A 25,373-nucleotide genomic window follows, 5' to 3' on the forward strand; every position below is an offset into this window, starting at 1 on the left:
GTTCCCTTTGATAAATACAAGTCTAGATCAAAATATTTTGCTGCGGACCGGAGACCTGTCTTTTACCTTCTTAAGCAGCGGTGATGTGTACAAGATCGCTCACGGCTCAACGATGATCAACCAACTGTTGACCAATTCAGTCGACGGTTCCTTGAACAATCTGTACTTGAGATTGTACCGTCCGTCCGGTGTAAGTATCACTCCCCTGCTTGGGGTTCGCTCACCGGGAGTAATCCGACAAACGGATCAGCAGATTATTTGGGAAGGTTTCACCGCTGGTGTAGGCTATCAGGTGACCTTCACGCTAAGCCGCCTGGGAGTATGGTTCTGGGATGTAACCCTACAGGGCGATGACGTGGAAGCAGATGTCGTGTACGGTCAGGATATCGGCATTGCCGATACCGCTGCTGTGCGCAGTAATGAAGCTTATTTATCTCAATATATTGACCACACCGTGTATCATGATGAACAAAGAGGCTATACCGTTTGCTCACGTCAAAACCAGCCTCAAAGTCAGGCATTCCCATACATTCAACAAGGCTCGTTAACCCGCACTGTTGGTTACTCGACTGACGGATTTCAGTTCTTTGGACTTTCGTACAAAGAAACGAATGAGCCGGAAGCACTCCGTCGCGATTCGCTCGCCAATGAAGTGTACCAATACGAATTCGCCTATACCGCGTTGCAATCTGAGCGGGTGAAACTGGCTGGGGAAGCTCGCTTTACTTTTTACGGTCTGTTCCAGCCGAATCATCCAGCCGCAGTGACAAAGCTGGAGTATCAGGAACTGGTGACAAAAGCACGTGACGAAGTAGCTGCCATTCTAGTAGACGCTTCCGAGACCATCATACCGGTACGCGCGGCAAGTGATCTTCAGGCAGGGCGTGTGGCTCCAGCTCAAACCATCGGTGAGCCGCTGCGCACGCTGGACTTAACCGATGCCGAAGTGGATCAACTTTTCCCCAAACGGCAGGAAGAAGAACGGGATGGCGATGAACTACTTTCCTTTTTTACGGACAGCTATGAGCATGTCGTACTCAAATCCAAAGAGCTTCGTGTAGAGCGTCCCCATGGGCACATTTTAATGGGTGGTCATTACTCAGGAGGTAAGGAAGAAACCATTACAACCACCTCCTATATGTACGGGGTGTTCAATTCCCAACTCGTAATCGGCAATACAAATTTCAACAAAATGATTACCAACGCGCGTAATGCGCTCAATATTCCCAAGACATCCGGTCAACGTATTTATGTCGGAATCCAAGGGAAATACCGCCTGCTCACGATGCCTTCCCTGTTCGAGATTGGCTTCAATTATGTGCGCTGGTATTACAAAACGGCTGACGATACATTCATTATTACAAACCATACGAATGTCGATAGCCCAGAAGTGCGGCTTCACATGCGTGCGGCGAGTGGCAAAACCTATCCGTTCCTCATCACTCAGCAAATGTCTATGCATGTGAACGAATATGAGCTCCCGTTTCATATGGAACGTGAAGGTGACGCCCTACTCTTCCGGGCAGACTCTGCTTCCCTGAGTGCCGAAGCCTATCCAGACCTGCTGTACCGAATGCACATAGAGGGCGCTCCATTACAGCATGTGAGCGACGCTCACGCACTGCTACAGGGGAAAGCTTCTCCTGATGCGTCTCTGGTTGTGCTGGAGCTGGGTGACAGCAGCGAATGGACCTGCACCGTGCAGGGTTGGCTGAATGGGCTTTCAGCTGGGCAAGAATCAGCGCACAAAGAGCGTCACGCTTCCTTTGAAGATGAGCGCGAGCGCTATCGGGCATATTTTGCCGAGCTTATGAACGGTTTCCATCTGTCGCTGGGTCAACACGAAACGAGCGAGCTATTCCGTGTGAACGCAGTGGCTTGGTGGTACACCCACAATATGCTCGTTCACTACTCTGTGCCTCACGGTCTGGAACAATACGGCGGTGCAGCCTGGGGAACACGTGATGTGTGTCAGGGGCCTGTGGAATATTTCTCAGCTATGCAAAAGTTCGATGAGGTCCGTTCCATTTTGCTGACTGTTTTCAGCCATCAGTACGAGGACAGCGGAAACTGGCCGCAATGGTTTATGTTTGACAACTATACTCACGTGCAGCAAGAAGAAAGCCATGGGGATATTATCGTCTGGCCGCTCAAGGTACTGGGCGATTATTTGACCGCTACCCGTGATTACAGTATTCTGGGAGAAAATGTGCCTTACACCCATCGGCATACTTTCGATTATACCAAGCAGACCGCGACTCTCATGGAACATGCCCTGAAGGAAATCGAATATATTCGCGAGAATTTCCTCCATGATACGTATTTGTCGGCCTATGGCGACGGCGATTGGGATGATACCCTCCAACCAGCCAATGCTCAGCTGAAGCAATACATGGCGAGCAGCTGGACGGTTGCACTCACCTACCAAGTTATTAGTAACTTTGCTGCTGCTTTGGAGCAGGCCCCCGCGGGTGTAGTAAGTGAAGCCGACAAGATCGCACAAGATCTACATCAGATGGCCAATGGCATCCGTAAAGACTTTAACCGCTACATGCTGGAGAGCGGAATTATTCCGGGCTTCGTGTATATGGAAGAGCCCGGCCAACCTAAGCTGATGCTCCATCCGTCTGACACCGAGACAGGAATCCATTATCGGTTGCTGCCGATGACACGCAGCATGATCAGCCAGCTGCTCACGCCTGAGCAAGCATTGGCTCATGAGCAACTCATCCGTGAGCAGTTCCTCTGCCCGGATGGGGTGCGTCTGATGAACCGCCCTGCACAGTATGATGGCGGTGTGAGCTCGCACTTCAAGCGTGCAGAGCAAGCGGCCAACTTCGGACGTGAGGTCGGGCTGCAATATGTGCATGCCCATATCCGCTTTGCGGAAGCGATGGCCAAGTTGGGACGCAAGGATGACGCTTGGCACAGCTTGAAGCTCATCAATCCGGTCGGCATACGTGCGTCCGTACCGAATGCCGAATGGCGCCAAAGCAACGCCTATTTCAGCAGCTCGGATGGTAAATTTAATACCCGCTATGAAGCACAGGAACGGTTTGGTGAACTGCGTGAAGGAGCTGTACCCGTCAAAGGCGGCTGGAGAATCTATTCCAGTGGTCCAGGAATCTATATGAATCAGCTTATATCGAACGTCCTTGGTGTTCGTCAGTCGGGCGAAGATCTGATCCTAGACCCCGTGCTGCCGGATCATCTCGACGGATTGGAATTTGAATTTTCCTTTGCAGGAAAACCAATTACCTTCGTCTACCGCATGCTGCAAGAGCATACTGGCGGTGAGCAGGGCCGTACAGTATTGAACGGAACACCACTGGAAAGCGTGCCAGCCGATGATAATCGCTACCGCTCCGGTGCCTTGCGCATCAAACGCGAGATTTTCGAGCAAGCCTTGGCAGAACATGACGGTGTACACCGTCTGGAGATTATTTTATAAAGCGTTTTTAATGCTAAATCTGGTATAGGCAACAAAGGGATGGCGATCTTGCGGGATCGCCCTTTGCTGCTTATGTGTAGGACTACGACATTTGGAATAGATATGTGGTTAATAATGAATATACAATAGCAATTATAAGATGGACGACAAGGAGGTGACGATGTGGTCAGCATTAAAGATATCGCCAAACAGGCGGGCGTTTCCATATCTACCGTTTCATATGCCTTGAATGGTAGCGATAAGGTAACAGAAGAAACTTGCGCACGTATTTTAGCCATTGCCAAAGAGCTTAACTATGTGCCCAATGCCGCCGCACGTAATCTCAAGAAAAGGCAGACCAAAATTATTGGCGTTTTCCTAACTGATTTCCGTGGAGACGTTTATGGAGATTTACTGTATGGCATCAAGGAAATTTTGAACCGCAAGGGCTATGATCTCATCGTATGCAGCGGTAAGCAGTCTCACCGAATGCTGCCGGAACGCATGATCGACGGCGCCATTGTGCTGGATCAGACGTTTGATAGTCAGGAGCTACTGAACTACGCCGAGCGAGGACATAAAATTGTCGTGTTGGACCGTGAACTGAACCATCCTAACATTAACCAGGTGCTGCTGGATAACAAAGCGGGCGCCGCTCTCGCAATCGAACATTTATTGGAATTGGGACACCGTAAGCTATATGTGGTTACCGGACCAGAAGGTTCTTACGATTCATGGCAACGGATGCAGGCGGTCAAGCAGACCATTGAGCGTAGCGGCGTGGCTGAAATGATCGAAATTGACGGCGATTTTGAGAAATCGGGCGGTGAACAGGCGGCTGAGATCATTTTGCAGCAACAAGTTAGCCCGGATTCGGAACCTGTAGCCGTATTTTGTCTCAATGATGAAATGGCAGTGGGCTTGTACAATCGAATGGCTCAGTCAGAGCTGACGATTGGCAAGGATATTCATATCGTCGGCTTTGATAATATCGAGCTGGCGCAATATATTCAGCCCCGTCTGACAACGATTGACTATTCCAAGCGTAAATGGGGCGCTGTAGCTGCCGAACAAGTTCTCAAAATCATTGCTGGGGAAGACGTGGAGCATGAACGTTTATACGTTACGCTTGTCCAAAGAGAATCGGCAGGCGCAGCATTCATCACCCAAGATCAACAGAATCTGTGATGAACAGCGTAGAAGTAAACTGCTCGCCAGCCTCCTCCCAAAAAAAAAAGAACTTCCACAGGCCCAAAACACGGGGTGGAAGTTCTTTTGGTTATACTTATTTAACTTAACAAATCCTCAATTGAATTCGACAACGACCGTAAGGGATTACCAATCGTTTGCCCCGTCTCCAGCTCCACCTGTAACGCAGCATCAACCATAGACAACTGTGCTACAGCCAGCCCTCTGCTTGGATCAACCTCCCTTAGCTCATACAGCGAACGAACCAGCAATTCCTTATACTCGTCTTCACGTCCCTGCATAATCAGTTCAAAAGCGTCCTCCACCACCTTAACCTCTATCCAAGAAGAGATATCCGGTTTGCCTAACAGAGCAGCCGTATGATAAAGACGCTTCATCGTTCCCTCTACAGTAGCCGGATTCGTGAATACCAAGGTCCGTGGCCGCAAATCATCGCATATCTCATGAAAAAAGGGCTCATCCAGCGCAATTACTGGTGTAGACAGGGTCAATTGAGCTTTTTCTGCCAAAACGATATAATTCGTGCACGTTATCAAAATAACGTCTATATCGCTTTGAGCAATCCAGCTCAGTTGCTCTTCTACCTTGCGACTGGCATCGTCCGCAGAAAAATGCGGGTCTGACGAGATCCGGCGCATAAGCCCAGGGTCCACAAAATGTATCAGCTCCACCTCATAAGAAGCAAAAGCTCGTTCCACATAGGCTATGTTCGAGTGATGTGCATGCAGGCAGCCCACACGTTGCTTCAAGCCTTCCATCGTCCAACCTCCTGTTATAAGTTTGCATCATTTTAACAGGAAGAGGACGATTAGGGAAGCATGCCAATCACGCCATACCACAAATGCACTTTCTTAAAACTTGCCGTTTGTATTTTTCCACTCTGTTTTAGCTGGAACCTCCTGAACTACGTCCCAATGCTCCGCTACCTTGCCGTTCTCTACCCGGAACAGATCATAAACAGCGGCTGAAGTTCCCTTAGACGATGTCAATTCACTCACAACCAGCACAAAGTTGCCTTCTCCAATGACCATGTGAACCTGATCATATCCAAAAGAAGCTCCTTGGCTTCCCGCTGCGGAAAATGCTTGTTTCAAATTGGATACACCGTCACCAAAAAGAGGATTATGTTGAATGTAATGGTCACCGTTATAGTAGCTTTCCAATGCAGCACGATTTTTGCCAACCAGGACATCATCCACAAACTTGCGGATCAGTGTTTTGTTCGTCTCAGTTTGGTTGAGATCCGTGATCTGTGTTGTTCCATCAATCATGGTGTGTCCGCTTGGATTGGCTGGAGCCGAGTCCTGCATATTGTCCCAATGCTCAACAATTTTACCATTGCTATCGAAGCGGAAAATATCAAAAACAATGCTCGTTTTCCCTGAAATGGACTCTTTATAATGAACTGCTACATCATTACCATCCTGAATTACACGTTGGATTTCAACCTGAACATTGGCTCCCTTCGACTGGCTAATCCCTTGCAGCAACGCATCTCTTCCGCTAGCAAAGCTCAGATTGTGCTGAATGTACTGATCCTTGCTGATCCAAGTCTCGGCCGCTTTCGTGTCTCCGGTTTCAAAGCTTTTCACGATTTCAATGACCTTATCCTTATTACTCACCCCGATTTGCACCGTTTGGCTGGCCGGGTCCCAAATCACTTGCTTGCCCCATGCTTCTTTGACGACATCAACTGGTACATAGGTTACCCCCTGCTTGGTCAATAGGGTCGAGGTGGATAGCGGTACCTTAATCCCGTTGATTTGCGCTTCCGGGCTGCCTGACACCAGTACAACTGTCGCCTGGTCATAACGAATGGTCGTGCTTTGTCGCGCCGTATTGAACGTAATATGCTTGGAATCCAGCGGAATCCCCAAACTGGAGGCCAATTGTCTCAAGGGAATTAAGACCTGCTTATTTCTCACGATAGGCGCAATTTTGTAAGCCTCCTTCTTGCCATCTACCCAAACCTGAATACCTGTAGCGGGTTTTGTTTCGGCCGCCAAGGCCGGTACAGCAGAAGATAGCACGAGCAAGCCAGCGAGTGCGGCAGTAACCGTATGTTTTTTCATGAATGTAAGCCCCTCTCAACATAAAAAAAATAGAAAATTGAAAACAATTCCCTTTTATGTAACTAATTAAGTTACACCTAATCACAAAAAATGAACTTTTCACGTCCTGCCTTATCTTTAACCCTCATCTGAATCTCTTGAAACCTCAATACCCCTCCTTTCAAAATTCTATATGCATAGCCCGTTATGCAGCAAGCTACAGCCTTAGAATAAAGGATATGGGGACTAATAACAATGTATGCTTATGGTCTTACAAATGAATTTATGATGAAACCACAAAAAAAGCGGCTCCTATCGCCAAGCGAATGAACGCTTTTTGAATAGCAAGCCGCTGTGTTAACCCCATTGCTATTGTTATACGGATAACGTTCTCCGAAACTTGATAAAGCTCCCGATTCGCCAGATTGAGATATACACCAGCGCCATCGTAATTGCCAGCATGCTAATTTCGGTCGTACCCAAACTACTGAGGTACTGAGTCAAAACGACGCGAATCAAGATAATAGCGATAATAATATATTTAAAATATTGGTTCGGCTTGGGATAAATAAGACCGTCATCCCGTCTTTCATACGCTGTATGCAGCAAAATAACATAGCCAAACAGAGCCCCTAATAGCCCGGCAACCAGCAGTTCCCAAAAGGCGGGGAGCTCGTACGTTTGACCGGGAATATGCATTAATTGGTACACAGACATCATCATAAGCGGGAAAGCGATAAACAAGGGGAGCAGAATCCGGATTCCATTTCCTTTTACCGGTCCCCTTCGTCTCTTGGTCCTTAACCAGATCATCAGCCCCACCAGAACAGCCATCAATACATATATAAATATCGTCGTCATGGTGTAGTAACTCCTTCCTCATAGATCCTGTAGATACGCTAGCCTAAATCGACAGTTTTTTCTCCAGCAGATACGCGCTCAAGCGGATTAATACATATGCAGCAACCCAACTCATCAACACCGCAATCGGGAAATGCCAGGTAAATGGAAACCATTGTCCTGTTTGAGCATGGTCAAACTGCTCATAAAGCCCCTGATCGCCCGACCAATAAAAGACACTCCCGCCACCCATCAAAAGAATCCACAGTATCGGGTTAAGCGGCCTCAAGGTGCTGTATTTGGTACTGGCCGTCAATAGACCCAGCGCAATAACCAACGGCGTGAAGGCGATAATCATCACAAACCAGTTCAATCCAGCTACAATAAAAGACGCTGCATCCACAAACGTATAAGGCTGTATGGTTGATGAGATGAACAACGCGTACAGAGAACCCACCACAAACAGAAGCAATATTACGACCATGGTTTGTAAAATAGCCGCAATCCATTTGGCGCTAATCAGCCATATGCGCGGATAGGGAAGGGTCAGCCACCATCCGTAGGTGTCATTTTCCCATTCTCTTCTCAAACTTCCCACACCCATAAAAATGATCATGTACGGCAGGCCCAGGGTGACATACCACAGCCTTGTTAATTCGAGCTGGTTGTGAAGTGCGAAGTACAAGGAAATAGCGAACGCCGCAATTAGAAATAATGAGAAATACACGAGTCTCCACGATCTCGGTAGTCGATTGCGGCCCTGCTTTCTCCAGCTTCCTTTATTTCGAAATTCATGGCGTATCAAATCTTTGAACAGCCCTGATGAATTCACGCCTTCCACTCCTTTTTGTACAAATTGCGGAACACCTGATTCAGCGAGCCATGCTCTGCACGCAGATCATCCGAATCACCAGACCATATGATCCGTCCGCGGTCCATCATGACCGTGTAGTCAAACAAGCCTTCCACTTCCTGAATATCATGCGTGCTAATGAGTATAGACTGCTGCCGACCCTCCAAATAATCAATAATCCCGGCTACAATCGCCTCTCTAGAGAGAACATCAATACCCGCAAACGGTTCATCCAGGATCATGAGTGGAACCTCACGTGCCAGACATAAAATCAGTAGCACACGTGCCTCCTGACCGCGACTCAGCCCAGTCATTTTAAGTTCCAGCTCGACGTCCATATGATCAGCAAGTTTATACGCATCTTTTATATTGAAACCAGGCAAAAAAGACTTCCCCCATTCCAGCGTCTGCTGAACTGTATGATTGGGGTACCAGCGTGCCCGGTCAGGAAGATAGGATATATCCCGGTTGGTTTCCCAACCAGGCTGTCGGCCCAACACCTGAAGCTCGCCCCCATCTGGCTGAATCAATCCGGTGATTGCTCGAAAGAAGCTGGACTTCCCACAGCCATTGGGTCCAAGCACGCCTACAATACGTCCTGCCGGAATGATGACATCTAATTGATCCAGTGCTTTTTTACTGCCGTATTGCTTCACCAGATGATTCGCAACCACAACAGACTCCGTCATGCCTTATCGCCTCCTTCCTTGTCATTTCCGTCCTGTTTGCTTCGTATATACTGCTGTACATCTTCCCACGATAACCCCAGGCTACTCATCTGTCCGAGAAACTGATCTATATACGTTATTGCCAATTGTTCCCGAAAGCTGGCAATCCGTTCACTGGACGAAGTAACATAAGTGCCTAGCCCGCGCCGCTTCTCAGTCAATCCGTCCCGCTCCAGCTCTTGATATGCCCGCATCACGGTATTCGGATTCATGCGTAATTCCTGCGCCAGATCACGAACAGATGGCATTTTGCTTCCCATTTCGATCTCCCCTTTAGCAATGGAGCTTCGTACTTGATTTAATATTTGTTCATATAATGGCTGGCTAAAATCAATTAAAAATCGGAACGAGCCAACCCGTTGTTCTTCCATGGGTGTTTCCCCCTAATCGGCTGCATCTATCGTGCCTGTAGTGTATTATATCACTTAATACACTTAATACAAGTTTACTTAGCTGAAATTTTAGTCATGCCACCCAAATTTCATTCAGTAAATGCTCAGCTTGCGCTCAGATAGCATTCAAGTTGATCCCTTATGATGTATCACGTACCAAACAAACCATAACCGAAAGGTGGAAAATGAAGATGAAGAACACCAAGAAAGCAATTTTGGCTGGAGCGATGGCCTTGACATTTTTAGGAGGCGGGGCACTGTACTCCACAAGCGCAGCCCATGCTGCTTCAACTACACCTGAGAAGGCTCCCATCGCAGACAAAGCACAGGCACCTAAGGGGAATCCCGGTGATGCTAATGGTCCTAAAATCGCAGGAGGTAACTATGCTGAGAACAAAGCTCTCCTGAAATTATTGAAATTATCCTCCACTCAGTTGGATACACAGCTGAAAGCAGGTAAATCCCTTGCTACGATCGCCAAAGCACAGGGCGTGAGTGTAAATTCCGTTATTGATGTGATGGTTTCAGATATGAAAGCAAAACTGGCTACGGAAAAACAAAACGGCAAGATTACGGCAACTGAATATAACCAACGTGTCTCTAATCTGAAGCAAATGATGACAGATATGGTGAATGGCGTGAAACCATCCAAACCACCAGTAGATGGCGGTAAAGCGGATGCAGGTAAAGCTCCTGCTCAGGGAGATGCAGCCAAGGCTTCTGCTAAAACCAATGCAGCTAAAGCCTCTGCTAAGCAGAAATAGCTACAACTTCCGTTTTCCAAAGAGCTGTCGCTCGATAAGTCGCATTCATAAAAACCATTTGTTAATCTGACACATCCACCCATGTATAATAAATCTCCATCCGGCTTCCCTGTACGGGTAGAGAAATCAATAGGCCTGTCCCCTGCTGCGATACAACAGAAGGAGACAGGCTTATTTGTCATGTAAACAAGATAATATGTGGTAGACTAATATGATCCAGAGGTCATTTTTCACTCTAATTCATAATAAGGAGAATGTAATGAAAATAAATAAACAGGAATTTGATGTGCAAGGAATACACTATACGATCAGATCAGCCATAATTCAAGATGCGAAGAATTTGTCTGAAATCCGCTTGCTGATTGATGGAGAAACTGAAAATTTAGATAGAGAGAAGGGAGAAGCGTTTATAAGTACATCCGGTTTTGAACAGCTCATTAAATCAGATACAGAGAATAACAGAAACCTATTTTTAGTTGCGGTAGTTCATGATAAAATCGTGGGATTTTCAAGATGTGAGGGCCATGTTCTGAGCAGATTCTCTCATAAAGTTGAATTCGGCGTATGTGTACTAAAGGATTTTTGGGGTTACGGGATCGGGACGAATCTTTTAAAAGAATCTATTTCCTGGGCCGACTCCAATGGCATCAAGAAAATAACTCTACAAGTTTTGGAAACGAATGATAAAGCCATTGAGCTTTATAAAAAACATGGATTTGAAATCGAAGGATTATTAAAAAACGATAAGGTTCTTTCAGATGGTAAATACTACAACACCATAATCATGGGGAGATTTCATAAATAAAAAAAGACCCTGTTCAACAGGATCTTTCATCTTTGCATGGCCACACTTACCCTAATAGCGATAATCATCATAAGGATTGCGATTACGATACTGATCACGCGGCTGCTGGGCTGCGGTAATCATCAAAAATATGCCTGAGAGCAAATGCATCAACCAACCCACAATCGGAATCCATCCAATAACCGAGGTCACGATCCCTAAAATAGATCCATAATAAGACTCTCTATTCGTCACCGATAGCACCAACGTAACAACGTGGAAAATCAGCATAAAGAACAATATAGTATACGCGGAATTTACGATGAGCAGCCCGCCCAAAACGGGAATAGCTAAAAATAGCTCCAATCCGCCTGTAATCCATTTTAATGTTTTTGATGGTGTCATTGTTCCACTCTCCCGATGCTGTTTCATTCCATAATTATATCCTATCCCTATACAGGATGACATACATTTTTTGACATATTATATGCTTATATCGTGACAGACTCATCCCTTTTTCGAATGAGCTAAGCCCTGGCTACATATATGTGAGAGAGAATGAAATGACGTGATTTCTAGAGGGGTGAACACGATGGGATATTATATTGAGGTGGAACGCGGCGTGAAGCTGTATGTCGAGGATATTGGAGAAGGCATCCCTGTTCTGATGGTGCACGGCTGGCCGCTGGATCACCGAATGTACGAATACCAGGTCGCCTTGTTGCCTGCTTACGGGTACCGCTGTATTCAGGTTGATCTTAGGGGGTTCGGCAAGTCTGATCGACCATGGCATGGATATAACTATGATCGATTGGCGGACGATCTGCTGGCTGTTATGCAGGCGCTTCAGTTAAACCAGGTACGGCTGATCGGTTTTTCCATGGGGGGAGCTGTGGTCACACGCTACATGAGCAGACACCGGGGATTTGGCGTCAATCAGTTGATCTTGATCGGAGCAGCTACACCCCGGTTCACCCCAACCAGCGACTTCCCTTATGGCACTCCTGTCACAGAGGTAGATAAACTCATCAAACAAGCCTATACAGATCGTCCACAATTGGTAACTTCTTTTGGCGAAATGTTGTTTGCCAATCCCGTCAGCCAGAGCTTACGCGACTGGTTACGTGATCAGGGCTTTGCGGCTTCAGTTCATAGCATGGCCTGTACTTTGTATTCACTACGTGACTCTGATTTGCGTCCTGATTTTCCATGTATACAGGTGCCTACTTGGATTCTACACGGCAAGCTGGATCGGGTCTGTCCTTTCCCCCTGGCTGTCCAAACTCAAAAAGGAATTGCTGGATCAAAACTTATTCCTTTTGAACGTAGCGGGCACGGTGTATTTTACGAAGCGCTACCTGAATTTAATTCTATCTTACTGAGCATACTAGCCCCATCCTCCACACCATAATTGAAAGCCTGTTCATTCTTATGTATAATTTATATTTATAAAAAACAAAAAGACGCCTCAGCGCCGTTAATGGCTATGGGGCATCTTTCACTACAAACATTTATCCGCTTAGGATTGTTTGGTATGATTGAAGCTCGTATTATTTAAAACTGCCAGCTTTTTCTCGCCCTTCACCATGGCAGAACCGCAAATGGGGCATGTCGGCTCGACAGAAAAAGCGAAGTTATCCCGCATCCAGCCGTTACATGTATCGCTGGCGCAATTCCAGACAGTTGTAATTTCCTCAGGAATCTCATCCATTGGCTTTTTCCGTGAATTGTACATAAACATCCCTCTTTCTTCATGATTTATAAAGCGATAAGATGTAATCAGTTCAAAAACGGTCTTGTGAACAGATAAAAACAAATGCCCCAAACGCTATGTTCGGGGCATCTGAATAGGCTGTAATTTTAAATTACAGTTTTACAACGTTCTCAGCTTGTGGTCCACGGTTTCCTTCAACTACGTTGAATTCTACGCGTTGGCCTTCGTCCAAAGATTTGAAACCTTCGCCTTGGATTGCGGAGAAATGTACGAATACGTCGCTTCCACCTTCAACCTCGATGAAACCGAAACCTTTTTCTGCGTTAAACCATTTAACTGTACCTGTTTGCATGGAATTACCTCCAAAATGTATTTATATGACCTTTATTTTTTACAAATAAAAATTCACATATTGCACAAGGTTATTTCAACCTAAAACAATAGCCCTCTACAATATGCGAATCTCAGGTCACAATTTCAATATACTCATATTACCATAAGTGTATTGAAAACGCAAGCACTGGTGAATTTAATTTATGCAGAGTGCTTATGTTCTCTATTGCGAACTTCAAAGCTGTGTTCATTCGACGGGAGTGAGTCATTAACGCCTACTTAAAACATTATATCCGCAGTTGCTTCTTATTATACCAGCAATCAAGAAATAAATATACAAAACATTGTGCAGGAGACGAACTTCTTACTAAAAGCTCATCTCCTGCGTTTATTTGCTCATTTTGAACTACAATTCTGCCAGTGCTTTAATTTCCTCTGCTGTCAGCGCTTTGTTATACAATTGAACTTCATCCAGGCTGCCATTGAAGTAAGCATCGGCGGCAAAACGGCTTTTGCCGAGATAAGCCTCGCTCGTCAGCAACTCATCGGGATTGAAGGTAATGCTGTCATTAACAGCTACTTCCTCACCATTTACATACAACTTCCCTGTATTCCCTTCCAGTGTAACCGCTACATGCGTCCACTGGATTAGAGGTAATGATGATTTGGAAAGCAAGCTTTGATCTGTACCCTCATGGATTGTAAACTGGAGCACACCACTTCCTTGGGAAGGGGTAAGAAACATATGGCGGGCTTGGCCGTTGCCGAAGTCAAAAATCCGTTGCCAAGCTGCACCGCCCTTCCAGTTCACCCAAGCGGAAAAGGTAAAATCCTTCGCATCCGTTACCGTCGCTGGTAGCTGCACGTAACCATCCTTGCCGTTCAGGACAAGAGCACCGCCAAGCTTCCCGTCTTTATCCCATGCGGCACCACCATAGATCTTACCATCGAAATGATTGTATGTGCTGTCGACTACCGAAGTTCCTTGATCTTCACTCCACGAATAGCGTGCAAGCTGAGAACCTTGGGCCTGCCCGGGAACAATGGCTGTAAAGCTTTTCTTAGCTGTGGCTTTGTCCTTTTTGATGGTCGCCGTCAATGTAACTGCTACAGGCTGAGAACCGGCTTCTGGACGGTATACTTCACCTGTCACAGATATATTCTCCGGGTGGGTGGACTCCCATGAAATAGTGGTATCTTGTGCTGCTTGAGTAGGTAGCGTCAGATTATTAAGAACATTGCTCGTATCGCCCAGGCTCAGATCCTTCTGCACAGCAGCTACAATCTTGCTGGCCTTCAGGTCAGGCTTTAGCGAACCCCATACCGCAACACCCTTGGAGGACAACGCGGTAAAAGCAAGTGTCTTGGCACCTGTGTCTGGATCACGGTGCCGCAGGAATACACCTTTGTACTTCGTGCCCTCTGCTGTAATTTCCAACTGATTGCCTGTCCCCAACTTCCATGTACCGTTCACACCACCGGACAGTTTGCCGCCGCTATCCAGACTGACGTTAACGGCTTGCTTAATATTTGCCGAAATTTCCTTCCCGTGATTTACATACGAATATTGACCGAGGACATCCTTTTCTGACAGCTTTTTCAGTGAATCCTCATCTCCCGAATAACGATAAGGAGCAACCACAGGCCAACCGTCAGCGTTCATGAACATTTCATGTACCCGCACTTCAAACTGTTCGCCTCTCCCCGGGAAACGGGAATGGAAAATGACAAAATGCTTTTTCGTCTTAGGATCATAATAAGCCGAGTTGTGTCCGGGCGACACATAGCCTGCACCCAGTCCAGTACCCGGATCACCAATCTCTCTTGGAATCAGGTAATTACCTATCAGTTTGACACCGTATGGTTCAATGGAAGCGTCGTCAAAAAGTGGTTTATCCGGATTTGCCTTGACCTTGATCATATCATTGCCTTCAGCATCGTAGAAAGGGCCATCCGGTGTTTTGGACCGAGCCACCCGCAAGTTGTATCCGCCATCCGCTGACAATCCACCATAGGACAGGAACAAGTAATAGTAGTCCGTTTGCGGACTGTATTGTATGTACGGCCCTTCCATACGAGCATGGTTACCGCCTGTCAGCTTTTTCCCGTAGCCTTGACCAGGGAGCGGCTTCCCTGTTTTTTCATCCATCTGCATAATGAATATGCCTCCTGAGTAAGAGCCATATACCATCCACAGCTTGCCGTTTTTATCATAAAAGGTGTCCGGGTCTACGGCATTTGGATGCTTGGTTGCATCATAGATCGTTCCATCCTCACTCGGTTGGTCCCACATGCCGGATTTCAGAAAAATTCCTTTATTCTTATAAGGCCCTTCAATTTTATCAGCAACTGCTAGGCCCATCGCTGAACGCGGGGAGTCACCCTTGCAAGCGTTATAATACATATAGAACTTGCCATCTGCCAGTTGAATGACATCAGCTGCCCACAGCGTGTCCGTCTGTGCCCAATCCAGTGCTTCCTTTAATTCTTCTTTGACATTGGGAATCAATGCATTACCATTCGCCACTCCTGTAGCAATCGTATCCCAATTCATGAGGTCTTTGGACTTGGCAGCCGCCAGATGTGAGCCAAAAATGTAAAATGTGTCTTTCACTTTCAGAATGGATGGATCATGTACGGAAGTCTCCTTGAAAGAGACAGCCTTTTTACTTTGAATTGAAAAGTTTTCTAGGTCTTGAGCTTGAAGGGAAGTTTGCCCTACATTTTGAATTCCATCTGTATCTGAATTGAGTGTTGGCTCCGCGCCTACCAAAGAAGCAGGCAACAACAGCGCACCTGCGAGTGAAGCTGCCGTTACTTTACGAACAAATGATTGCTTCATAAATCAATCTCCTCTCGTTTTGAACATCCCTGATAACATAAAAAAATATTGAGAAAGCGGTCAGGATTATGTTTGTATTAACTTCTTCACCCTCGAATTTAATGTTAGTCATCCCTCCTATTTCGAATTAAAGCGCTTTCAATTGATTTGAAAAATAAAAGCACCTTCTGTTAAGAAGGACGATTCAAACCTGGCGGTTAACCGTACCTCTATATTATTCAATGGATATGGAAAATTCAATATGTAATTTTATGTTTTTATAAATTATTCATCGAATTATTAACATTAATAAATGTATTGCGTAAATTTCTAGTTTAAAGTTATAATTTTACAACTAAAATTCTATATGTTTCCTGCCGATATACCTAAAAGAACAATTTTACGTGTATAGAAACATTTAGATTTTATAAGGAGGTGAAAAATATATGCAATGGTATTTAAATGCATTAAAAAACTATGTAGGATTTCAAGGTAGAGCAAGACGTACAGAGTATTGGATGTTTGTACTATTTAGTGCAATCGCTAGCTTTGTAGTCAGCCTGATCGATAGTCTTGTAGGCTTATCACCGGTATTGACTTTGATTTATTCTCTTGCTGTCCTGTTGCCATCCTTGGCCGTTATGGCCCGTAGACTGCATGACACAGGTAGAAGCGGATGGTGGATTCTAATCAGTCTGATTCCTCTCGTAGGGTCAATTATTTTGATTGTATTCTTCTGCCAAGACAGTCAGCCTAACGACAATAAGTATGGAAAAAACCCTAAATTGTAATAGTTGTAGATGTCTAAAACCTCTTTCACTTTTGTGAAGGAGGTTTTTTTCATATCCGCCTCTCCCCTAACAAAGTTAAAAAGCCGCCAATCCAGCACAGCGAAAGTAAGTCTGAGCAGATGCTCTGTATTCATGGGATACGAACAATGTGGTCAAAGAAAAGGGCAGAATCCAAAGGGTAAATCACATCCATTATTCGCATCCGTGAATTTTTTTTGGTTTTACCTGTTTATAGCCTCCTCTTTTAGTTTATTTTAAACGAGTATTAAGCTGGCGCTAAGATTGGGTGTGTATGATGTATATTAGAATCTGGTAACTACATAAGCCGGATCGGCTAAAGGCATAAACATTACTCCCGTTGGATATCCATATAAGGCTCCACCTTGTCAGAAATTGAATGAACACAAAGGAGATTTACACTCATGAATCGAAAACGAATTATGATCATCTGTACACTGTTGCTGGCGTTATCTATTGGGCAGTCTTCTACTTGGGGAAGTCGGGCTAATGCTGCTACACTGGCTCCAGAGAGAGCCCCTCAGGTACAGGATAATGAAGCTTCCAAGGATGATGAACTTTTGAAAACACTGGGCGCATCCTCGGATGAGCAATTGTATGATGCGTTATATAACGGTCAAACCTTGGCAGATATTGCACAAACCAATAAAAAGGACGCACAGGCTGTAGTTGATTTACAGGTGGCTCAGTTAACGGAGCAGTTGGATCAGCGACTGGCCAATAAGAGCATTACACCTGAGCAATACCAAGCCCATAAGGCAGAATTGACACAGGTCGTTGCTAAAAGTGTGTTCGGGCTGTAAGTTAGTGACATGACAGAATGTGAAAAAGGCGCTGAACCCATGGGGACCAGCGCCTTTTGGCTTGTCTATATTTGGTTGTAAATTACACTTGGTATACTCGGATCAAGTTAGTGGTGCCCGCCTCAGCGACAGGAACACCTGCTGACAGGACTACAGTATCGCCTTTATGGATATATCCTGCATTCAGCGCGTTACGGATGGAGGATTCGAACATTTCATCCGTTGTTGCTACTTTATCCCCCTTGATCGGGAATACGCCGGATAACAGGCAGATTTTAGCGAATACCGTATTATTCGGAGTAACCGCAATAATAGGTGCCTTCGGACGATATTTGGATACCATACGTGCCGTGAATCCGCTGGCAGTCGATGTAATAATCGCTTTCGCATCCAGCTCCAGGGACGAACTCACCGCACCCTGACTAATCACTTCGGTGATGTTGGTGCTTTGACGTGCTCTGCGCTTATCGAACTGCTCCTGATAATCGAATTGCGATTCTGCTCTGGCAGCTACAGCGGCCATGGTCCGTACAGACTCGACAGGGTATTTACCCGCAGCTGATTCGCCCGACAGCATAACAACATCGGCTCCTTGCATAACGGCATTAAACACGTCACTAACTTCGGCTCTCGTCGGACGCGGGTTCACCTGCATGGATTCCAGCATGTGGGTAGCTACGATAACGGGTTTGCCGACCAGATTACACTTGTCGATCATTTCTTTTTGCATCACAGGCACATCTTGAATCGGCACTTCGACACCCAGATCGCCACGGGCTACCATAATGCCATCGGAAGCTTCGATAATATCATCCAGGTTTTCCATGCCTTCAGCATTTTCAATTTTGGAATAAATTTGTACATGCTCAGCATGATGTCCCTTCAAAATCTCACGGATTTCACGGATATCGTCGCCTTTACGCACAAAAGAAGCCGCAATAAGCTCAACACGCTGCTCCACCCCAAATTGGATGTGCCTCACATCTCGCTCCGTCACGCCTGGAAGGGTCGTATGAATCCCTGGCAGGTTTACACCTTTTCTCGGTTTCAAAATACCGCCGCTTACAATATTACAAATCATTTCCGTACCTTCGATGGAGGTTACAGTCAGATCAACCAAACCGTCGTCAATGAGAATGCGGTCGCCTGGTTTGATGTCCTTCGGCATATCCGGGTAATTCACTGAAATACGATGCTCGTCCCCTAGGATCTCTTCTGTGGTCAGAATGAGCTGGCTACCTGGTTTCAACAGACAAGATGCCTCTCTCAGCTTGCCAATCCGTATTTCTGGTCCTTTAATATCCATCATGACAGGTATAAAGGTATTCATTTCCTTCGCAGCCTGACGCACATTTTCGATACGTTTAACGTGATCTTCCAGCTCCCCGTGAGCCATATTCAAGCGGGCTACAGTCATACCAGCCTGGATCATTTCTTTTAGCAAATGAATGGAGTCACAGGCAGGTCCCATAGTACAAATAATTTTCGTTTTAAGCATAGTAATGTCATCCTCCTGAATGTCTTTACTGTATGGTTTTCTATTCCACTTTGCTTCTCTATCTACATTAAACTTATATAGCTCTATTCTACCTGTACCCGTGCACCAAGACTATGAACTATAGTATGATGAATGTACTACAGTATAATGAATGTTGAAGACATCGGGGAGTGAGTTTTGTGATTACATTGGTAGATATTCGGCAGGACAACGGTGTGGACTGGTATGAAAAGGCTGGTGCAAATAGCGACAACGATGACTTACTGTTCATTTTGGTCACCTTTGGCAAATGTGTATATTGGGTGAACGATTGCAAATTCATTCTCGGTAAGGGTGAAACACTGCTTTTACCCGGTCATCTGGATTACTATGGCAAGAGCATTCCTACGCTTTTTCATACCAAGTATGTGATACATTGCCGCAAAACATGTACGAACAGCACACTTCCCATACTGAATACTGACAAGCCGTTGTTGATCAAACCTGGATGCTACGATATGCTGCATGAACGGATTAAATCGATGTACTATCAATGGACTGAACACCCAAGCTACTACACCCTGATGGCTGACTGTCTGCTGACCGAGGCAATGATATATATGAATCAGGAATGGGACAAAGGCGCCATTTCTTGCGATCGAGAGCGACATGTGGAACATATGAAACAGTATATCCAGAACCACTACCGTGAAAAGGTAACCAAGGAGGAGCTTGGCGACGCCATCCGTAAAACCCCCAATTATGCCGCGACGCTGCTGCGTGAAGTAACACGCCAAACGATCAGCGAGCATGTACATACGCAACGTATTAAAACCGCCATCTACATGCTGACCGAGTCCCGGCTAACGATTCGTGAAATTTCGGAGTATGTGGGATATAGTGATGTTTCCTATTTTCATCGAATCTTCAAACGGTTGACAGGCTGCTCGCCGTCCGAATTTCTGGATGAACGTTCTTCGATTGTTTAGTTGGATGGTCTAGAACAGAATTTCATAGTTACAGGATTTTGCAAAATCCTCAGTTAATAAAAATGGTCGTTCTACCTGGAACCCTGCTCTAGTAGTCCTTTTTCATTAGGGACCAAGAGCGTTTCCATGTAGAACGACCATCATATTTATAATTACGCGTATAAATCTGCGTGTATTCGCATTACTTGGGTGGTGTTAATTGGAGGAACCCGCTGTTTTGACCTCTTCCAACATTTTATCGTTATAGCCAAACATCCAGGTCAGGACAAAGGCTACAACCATAGCAGCCAAGTTCGCCAAAATGTAAAGCGGAAGCTGATGATTCATGTAGAGCAACGTGCCTGGAATGACCGTAACTGCCATGCCTGTAGCCGCCAAATGGAAGACAGAAGCGATAAAACCGCCAACCGCCCCACCGATAAGGCCCATAACAAAAGGCTTCATGTATCTCAGGTTGACCCCGAAAATAGCCGGCTCCGTAATCCCCAGAAAAGCAGACAACGAGGAAGGAAGTGCCAACGCTTTCAGCTTGCTATTCTTCGTTTTCAGCCCAACCGCCAGACAGGCAGCACCTTGAGCAGCCATAGCGCAGGTAATGATGGCGTTAAAGGCATTTACGCCGTTCTTTTCAAGCAGTTGAATTTCCAAGAAATTAAATATATGATGCACACCTGTAACGACGATAATCTGATGCAAGAAACCGATGACAATCCCTGCAATACCGAAAGGCAAATCCAGCACAAACGTTGTTCCGTGCAGCACCCATTCTTCGAGTGAATGGAAAATCGGACCGATGGCAAACAATCCCAAAGTGATCATGATCAACAGTGTTAAAAACGGTGTGAGAATCAGATCTAGCGCTTCAGGCACCCGTTTGCGCAGCGCTCGCTCCAGCTTGGCTCCGATCAAGCCCACGAAGAAAGCTGGCAATACCGAGCCTTGATAGCCCACTACAGGAATGAACCCGAACATCGTCAACGGATGGGCTGAGCCGTCCGCAACACTATAAGCGTTGGGCAAGGCCGGGTTTACCAGCATCAGACCGAGAACGATACCCAGCACTGGACTACCGCCGAATACTCTAAAGGCTGACCATGCGACTAACGCTGGAAGAAAAGCAAAGGCCGTATCCGTTAATACTTGTGTGTATAATAGAAAATTGGGTGAAATGTCCTGTGGCGTCATGCCGAGTAGAGCGAGAATTTGCGGCTGAGTGAGCAAGCCACGTAGCCCCATGAACAGCCCCGTAGCAACCAGCACAGGAATAATGGGTACAAACACATCGCCAAAGGTACGAATGGAGCGTTGGAAGACGTTGCCTTCCTTTTTCGCCTGACTCTTCACCTCTTCTTTAGATGAACCGGTCACGCCAAGCTTTTCGACCTCTTCAAAAATTCGATTTACCGTACCTGTACCAAAAATAATCTGATATTGCCCGGAATTGAAGAAAGCCCCCTTGACCTTGTCGATCTCCTCAACTTTTTTCTGATCAATCTTCTCCTTGTCATGCACCATAATCCGCAAGCGCGTCGCACAATGAGCAAAAGATGCAATATTTTCTTGCCCACCGATTGCCTGGATCACTTCTTTAGCTATTTCTCTGTTTTCCGCCATGATGTTCATCCTCTCGTTCATTCCGTTATGTTTGATGATTAACGAACCACTTGATGTTTTAGCCTACTCATGTAAAATCCCATTTTACCGCCTGGAAGAGAGCCTCTCCCTTGTCGGCAAAAAAGCGTATTTCGTCACTCTCTGGATGCGGAAAAATACGACTGGTGAACACCTCTTCCCCATCATTGACGAAAATCTCAACTGAAGACGCATCTACAAACAAATGTAGTTTGATATGATCCTTATCCCATGAACACTGCCGTACCTCACCATACGAAGTGGCTACAGGCTCACCTGATTGCGAACGGTCCAATACAAGTTTGCGACTGACGGCATTATATTTAATCACCGTCTTCTCAGTCTCACTCGCACGGAATTCAATACCAAACACCTTAGCGCTCAAAAGATCTACCTCACAAATCAGCTCATAGGCCGTACCTGTAAATCCTTCATAGGTTTTGCTCTCTGAGAATAACGTGTCAGCTACCCGATCCTCACGATTTCTACGCAGCGTAGTCAGCTCAGGGATCGGCCGCTGCAAGAGTTTGCCCTCATGAAGCGTAAGCTCCCTTGGTAATGTCAGACAATGAGCCCATCCGTTCGGATCTGTGGGATATTCGATATCCGGCAGGCCCATCCATGCCACCATAATACGCCGCCCCTGTGGGTCAATCATCGTCTGTGGCGCATAGAAGTCAAAGCCTCTATCGAGCTCGTGGAATGCACCGTGCTCCAGTGTTCTTGTTCCGGTATCCAACAGCTTGCCGATTACGTAGCCCGATTGATAAATATTGCGATTTTCATCCCCAGAAGGCTCCAAGCCCTGAGGAGAAAAGATCAAGACTCCCGCTTCGTTCAGTTCAAAATAATCTGGACATTCCCACATGTAGCCAAACGACTCCAGGCCTGTGCACAATTCTCCCTCAAACTCCCACGTACGAAGGTCAGTTGATCGGTAGAGGACCGCGCAGCCTGTTAAATTCGTTCTCTGGGCACCAATCACACAGTAAAAGCTATCGCCGTCTTTCCATAGCTTGGGATCACGAAAATGGTCTGTATAGCCTTCTGGCACATTGGCAATAACAGGATGCTCCCATTTAGTAATGTGACCGTTCTCATCCATAACAGCCATGCATTGATAAGGATGTCTAATCCAGTTTTCGTCTCGTGTATTCCCTGTATACATCATGTGTAACTTACCCTCATGCTCCAGTGCGCTGCCGGAATAAGCCCCATGCGAATCAAAATAGTCCCCCGGTGCGATCCCAATGCCCGCACTATTCCATGTGACCAAATCTCTGGATTTCAGATGATACCAGTATTTCATCCCATGATCCGTTCCGAGCGGAAACCACTGATAAAACAAGTGGTATTCACCTTGGTAATAAGAAAATCCATTGGGGTCATTGAGCAAACCGGTCGGTGGCTGGATATGAAACGCCTGCCGCCAGTGACATTGCTCCACTTTCTCCTCCAAGCCGGCTATTTCACCGGGCTCTGCCTGCTCGATCATTCGATACTTTTGTTCTCTTGTCATTTTCATAGTTGTACCTCATTTTATTAAAACTTCGCTTCAGGAACCGGTTCCAAATTAATGAAAAAAATATTTAATCGGAACCGGTTCCTATACGATTAAAAAAAATGCTCATCCATGGATTTGCAACCGATTCCATTTGTGCTCGAATGCTATGGAACCGGTTTCGTAGAAATTATAATCCACTTGTTCAGCGTTTGTCAACGCTTTCTCTTTCGATAAGAGAATAATTCATGACCGTCACTTTTTCTACCGATTTATGTTCTACCAGCCGCATAATATTTTGCGCTGCTACACGTCCAGCCTCCATATACGGATATTGAACGGTTGTCAGGGCAGGGTGAATGACCTCCGTAATATCGTATCCCCCAAAGCCAGTTACCGACAAATCCAACGGGATGACAATCCCTCTGGAATAAGCCGCATTGATTACGCCCAGCGCGATATTATCCGTAGCACACACCATTAACGACGGCTTGAAATGGTCCAAAATGGCGGATGCAGCAATCCGTGCATCGGACATTTTAAATCCGGTCTCATAGTATCTGATATCATACCCTGCTGCTCGCATCGCATCGTCCGTATGAGACTCAGCAGGCACTGCATCGCGAACAGCCTGCCTAAAGCCCTCCTTGCGCTGCACACCGACGGCAACATCCTTTTCAGTAACACCAACGTAGGCAATTTCGCGGTGTCCCTGTGACAAAACGTACGTGCCGATATCATATCCTGCACGATAGTCATCATGGATAAGACTATGAAGCTGCTCGTGCTGCTGGCCCACCAGCAACACCGGAATACCAATGTCACGAATCGCGGCCAGATGGTCGTCTGTAATTTGAGCAGCCAGCAAAATGATGCCCGAAATCTTTTGTCTTCCCAGCTCATAAATGGCTTCGATTTCACGCTGTACATCCTGGCTCGTATTAGAGATCAGCATCTGATAATGCTGAGAACGCAGTTCCTCATCAATCCCCATCAGCGTATGAGATGTCGCAAAAGAATCTAGACGCGGCACAACGGTGCCGATGATGTTGGTCCGCTTCGCCTTAAGACTCTGGGCAAAGGCATTGGGCACATAGCCCGTGGCTTTAACCACTTTTTCAATTTTTCGTTTCGTATCCACGCTGACAGACCCGCCGTTCAAAAAACGGGATACCGTGCTCTTGGATACGCCAGCCATTTGGGCTATATCTGCAATCGTCTTATTCATGAAGTCCCCCGGTGATTTTTCGTATTCACAAGCTTCCAAAACGTCTCTTTTCACATAACCCTATAATACCATATGGCGGGATTGGATTGCTGTAGCTCCAGACCCATCATGCACAAACAAAACGCCGTCCCTTCAGTGAAGAAGGAAACGGCGTCTCATGATGAACGTAATTTTAAAAATCAAAGTTATCCGGGTCTGGACCTACCCGAAGATCGGCATTTAACGCCTGAATTCGATCCATATCCTCGCGCGTCAGTTCGAAGTCAAAAATGTCGGCATTTTCGACGATCCGATGCGCCTTGGTAGACTTGGGAATGGTGACAACTCCCTGCTGCACATCCCAGCGTAAAATCACTTGCGCCACCGATTTGCCATACTTGGTCGCTATGTCTTGCAGTACCGGATGATCGAGCAATTGGCCTTGCATTAACGGAGACCAGGCTTCCATTTGAATGTCGTTCTTTTGACAGAATTGCAACAGCTCGGCTTGGGTTAATTGTGGATGGAATTCCACCTGATTGATCATGGGCTTGATTTCAGCATCCTTCATGAGATCTTCCAAATGATGAATCTGGAAGTTGCTGACTCCAATTGCCTTAATCCGTCCTTCTTTATACAAGGATTCCAACGCTCTCCAAGCTTCTTTATACTTTCCTTGAACTGGCCAATGAATCAGATATAGATCCAGATATTCCAGACCCAGCTTGTCCAGACTGGCTTCATAAGCTGCTCGTGTCTCTTCATAGCCTAAATCTGCATTCCACACTTTGGACGTGACGAACAGTTCTTCTCTGGACAGATTATTTTCCTGAAGGGCTTCCTGAATAGCCTGCCCTACACTGCTTTCGTTCGCATAGATTGCAGCTGTATCTATACTGCGGTAGCCATGCTTTACAGCAGCCTTTATAGCATCGACCAGCTCCGAACCTTCTTCCACTTTAAATACCCCGATGCCAAACCAAGGCATGCGAACTCCGTTGTTTAACAATGTTGTGCTTTGTAAGTTTTGTGTCAT

At 46.1% G+C, this 25,373-nt stretch carries 23 protein-coding genes; 8 read left to right on the forward strand and 15 right to left on the reverse strand.

The window, feature by feature from the left end; translation table 11 throughout:
* Nucleotides 1–10 precede the first annotated feature (10 nt).
* Both NLX78_RS23780 and NLX78_RS23785 read left to right on the forward strand, forming a co-directional pair.
* Nucleotides 11–3,451 carry a GH36-type glycosyl hydrolase domain-containing protein gene (locus tag NLX78_RS23780; protein ID WP_254351748.1) on the forward strand — a complete coding sequence of 1,147 codons (3,441 nt, stop codon included), beginning with the start codon at nucleotides 11–13 and terminating at the stop codon, nucleotides 3,449–3,451.
* A gap of 162 nt (nucleotides 3,452–3,613) precedes the next feature.
* Nucleotides 3,614–4,618: a LacI family DNA-binding transcriptional regulator gene (locus tag NLX78_RS23785; protein WP_254351715.1), complete on the forward strand. Its 1,005-nt coding sequence runs from the start codon at nucleotides 3,614–3,616 to the stop codon at nucleotides 4,616–4,618.
* A gap of 101 nt (nucleotides 4,619–4,719) precedes the next feature.
* Here the strand turns inward: NLX78_RS23785 and NLX78_RS23790 are convergent, their stop codons facing one another.
* From NLX78_RS23790 to NLX78_RS23815, 6 genes are all read right to left on the reverse strand, one after another.
* Nucleotides 4,720–5,397 (reverse strand): hypothetical protein, encoded by a 678-nt coding sequence (locus NLX78_RS23790; protein WP_069290871.1) that lies wholly within the window; start codon nucleotides 5,395–5,397, stop codon nucleotides 4,720–4,722.
* Between the two features lie 93 nt (nucleotides 5,398–5,490).
* Nucleotides 5,491–6,711: a stalk domain-containing protein gene (locus tag NLX78_RS23795; protein ID WP_254351716.1), complete on the reverse strand. Its 1,221-nt coding sequence runs from the start codon at nucleotides 6,709–6,711 to the stop codon at nucleotides 5,491–5,493.
* 354 nt (nucleotides 6,712–7,065) lie between these two features.
* On the reverse strand, nucleotides 7,066–7,551 hold the full coding sequence (locus tag NLX78_RS23800; RefSeq protein WP_235306981.1) for a cytochrome c biogenesis protein CcdC: 486 nt from the start codon (nucleotides 7,549–7,551) through the stop codon (nucleotides 7,066–7,068).
* A 43-nt stretch (nucleotides 7,552–7,594) separates the two neighbouring features.
* Nucleotides 7,595–8,362 carry an ABC transporter permease subunit gene (locus tag NLX78_RS23805; protein ID WP_254351717.1) on the reverse strand — a complete coding sequence of 256 codons (768 nt, stop codon included), beginning with the start codon at nucleotides 8,360–8,362 and terminating at the stop codon, nucleotides 7,595–7,597.
* The gene (locus NLX78_RS23810; RefSeq protein WP_209949938.1) at nucleotides 8,359–9,072 is read right to left on the reverse strand and encodes an ABC transporter ATP-binding protein; all 714 of its coding nucleotides are present in this window, start codon (nucleotides 9,070–9,072) and stop codon (nucleotides 8,359–8,361) included. The genes NLX78_RS23805 and NLX78_RS23810 overlap by 4 nt, the downstream gene beginning before the upstream one ends.
* Nucleotides 9,069–9,482: a GntR family transcriptional regulator gene (locus NLX78_RS23815; RefSeq protein ID WP_235306978.1), complete on the reverse strand. Its 414-nt coding sequence runs from the start codon at nucleotides 9,480–9,482 to the stop codon at nucleotides 9,069–9,071. The genes NLX78_RS23810 and NLX78_RS23815 overlap by 4 nt, the downstream gene beginning before the upstream one ends.
* Nucleotides 9,483–9,694: 212 nt before the next feature.
* Between NLX78_RS23815 and NLX78_RS23820 the strand changes: the two genes are divergently transcribed.
* Together NLX78_RS23820 and NLX78_RS23825 are read left to right on the forward strand one after the other, a co-directional pair.
* Complete coding sequence (locus NLX78_RS23820) at nucleotides 9,695–10,267, forward strand: hypothetical protein (protein WP_254351718.1); 573 nt, start codon at nucleotides 9,695–9,697, stop codon at nucleotides 10,265–10,267.
* A gap of 259 nt (nucleotides 10,268–10,526) precedes the next feature.
* A complete protein-coding gene (locus NLX78_RS23825; RefSeq protein ID WP_254351719.1) occupies nucleotides 10,527–11,072 on the forward strand; it encodes a GNAT family N-acetyltransferase in 546 nt (181 codons plus the stop codon).
* A gap of 51 nt (nucleotides 11,073–11,123) precedes the next feature.
* Here NLX78_RS23825 and NLX78_RS23830 read toward each other — a convergent pair whose 3' ends face one another.
* Nucleotides 11,124–11,456 carry a hypothetical protein gene (locus tag NLX78_RS23830; RefSeq protein ID WP_254351720.1) on the reverse strand — a complete coding sequence of 111 codons (333 nt, stop codon included), beginning with the start codon at nucleotides 11,454–11,456 and terminating at the stop codon, nucleotides 11,124–11,126.
* Between the two features lie 187 nt (nucleotides 11,457–11,643).
* On the opposite strand from NLX78_RS23830, the gene NLX78_RS23835 reads away from it, so the two are divergent.
* On the forward strand, nucleotides 11,644–12,462 hold the full coding sequence (locus NLX78_RS23835; RefSeq protein WP_254351721.1) for an alpha/beta fold hydrolase: 819 nt from the start codon (nucleotides 11,644–11,646) through the stop codon (nucleotides 12,460–12,462).
* A 108-nt stretch (nucleotides 12,463–12,570) separates the two neighbouring features.
* On the opposite strand, the gene NLX78_RS23840 is transcribed toward NLX78_RS23835, so the two are convergent.
* The 3 genes from NLX78_RS23840 to abnB form a co-directional block, all read right to left on the reverse strand.
* A complete protein-coding gene (locus NLX78_RS23840) occupies nucleotides 12,571–12,786 on the reverse strand; it encodes a cold-shock protein (protein WP_013308357.1) in 216 nt (71 codons plus the stop codon).
* Nucleotides 12,787–12,916: 130 nt separating this feature from the next.
* Entirely contained in the window at nucleotides 12,917–13,117 is a 201-nt protein-coding gene (locus tag NLX78_RS23845) for a cold-shock protein (RefSeq protein WP_007428290.1), read from the reverse strand.
* Between the two features lie 387 nt (nucleotides 13,118–13,504).
* The gene (gene abnB / locus NLX78_RS23850; protein WP_254351722.1) at nucleotides 13,505–15,940 is read right to left on the reverse strand and encodes an arabinan endo-1,5-alpha-L-arabinosidase AbnB; all 2,436 of its coding nucleotides are present in this window, start codon (nucleotides 15,938–15,940) and stop codon (nucleotides 13,505–13,507) included.
* A 425-nt stretch (nucleotides 15,941–16,365) separates the two neighbouring features.
* Between abnB and NLX78_RS23855 the strand changes: the two genes are divergently transcribed.
* Together NLX78_RS23855 and NLX78_RS23860 are read left to right on the forward strand one after the other, a co-directional pair.
* A complete protein-coding gene (locus tag NLX78_RS23855; protein ID WP_254351723.1) occupies nucleotides 16,366–16,710 on the forward strand; it encodes a DUF805 domain-containing protein in 345 nt (114 codons plus the stop codon).
* 422 nt (nucleotides 16,711–17,132) lie between these two features.
* Nucleotides 17,133–17,531 carry a hypothetical protein gene (locus NLX78_RS23860; protein WP_254351724.1) on the forward strand — a complete coding sequence of 133 codons (399 nt, stop codon included), beginning with the start codon at nucleotides 17,133–17,135 and terminating at the stop codon, nucleotides 17,529–17,531.
* Nucleotides 17,532–17,613: 82 nt separating this feature from the next.
* Here the strand turns inward: NLX78_RS23860 and pyk are convergent, their stop codons facing one another.
* Entirely contained in the window at nucleotides 17,614–19,029 is a 1,416-nt protein-coding gene (gene pyk, locus NLX78_RS23865) for a pyruvate kinase (RefSeq protein WP_023986598.1), read from the reverse strand.
* Nucleotides 19,030–19,208: 179 nt separating this feature from the next.
* On the opposite strand from pyk, the gene NLX78_RS23870 reads away from it, so the two are divergent.
* Complete coding sequence (locus NLX78_RS23870; protein ID WP_061830739.1) at nucleotides 19,209–19,997, forward strand: helix-turn-helix domain-containing protein; 789 nt, start codon at nucleotides 19,209–19,211, stop codon at nucleotides 19,995–19,997.
* A gap of 195 nt (nucleotides 19,998–20,192) precedes the next feature.
* Here the strand turns inward: NLX78_RS23870 and NLX78_RS23875 are convergent, their stop codons facing one another.
* The 4 genes from NLX78_RS23875 to NLX78_RS23890 all read right to left on the reverse strand — a co-directional run bounded on the left by NLX78_RS23875 (nucleotide 20,193) and on the right by NLX78_RS23890 (nucleotide 25,373).
* The gene (locus NLX78_RS23875) at nucleotides 20,193–21,611 is read right to left on the reverse strand and encodes a sucrose-specific PTS transporter subunit IIBC (RefSeq protein WP_013308350.1); all 1,419 of its coding nucleotides are present in this window, start codon (nucleotides 21,609–21,611) and stop codon (nucleotides 20,193–20,195) included.
* Nucleotides 21,612–21,678: 67 nt separating this feature from the next.
* Nucleotides 21,679–23,154, reverse strand: a complete 1,476-nt coding sequence (locus tag NLX78_RS23880; protein ID WP_254351725.1) for a glycoside hydrolase family 32 protein — start codon at nucleotides 23,152–23,154, stop codon at nucleotides 21,679–21,681.
* Nucleotides 23,155–23,335: 181 nt separating this feature from the next.
* The gene (locus NLX78_RS23885; RefSeq protein WP_069292049.1) at nucleotides 23,336–24,358 is read right to left on the reverse strand and encodes a LacI family DNA-binding transcriptional regulator; all 1,023 of its coding nucleotides are present in this window, start codon (nucleotides 24,356–24,358) and stop codon (nucleotides 23,336–23,338) included.
* 172 nt (nucleotides 24,359–24,530) lie between these two features.
* The gene (locus NLX78_RS23890) at nucleotides 24,531–25,373 is read right to left on the reverse strand and encodes an aldo/keto reductase (protein ID WP_254351726.1); all 843 of its coding nucleotides are present in this window, start codon (nucleotides 25,371–25,373) and stop codon (nucleotides 24,531–24,533) included.

The organism is Paenibacillus sp. Lou8.1 (assembly GCF_024213565.1).
Taxonomy (GTDB): Bacteria; Bacillota; Bacilli; order Paenibacillales; family Paenibacillaceae; genus Paenibacillus; species Paenibacillus polymyxa_B.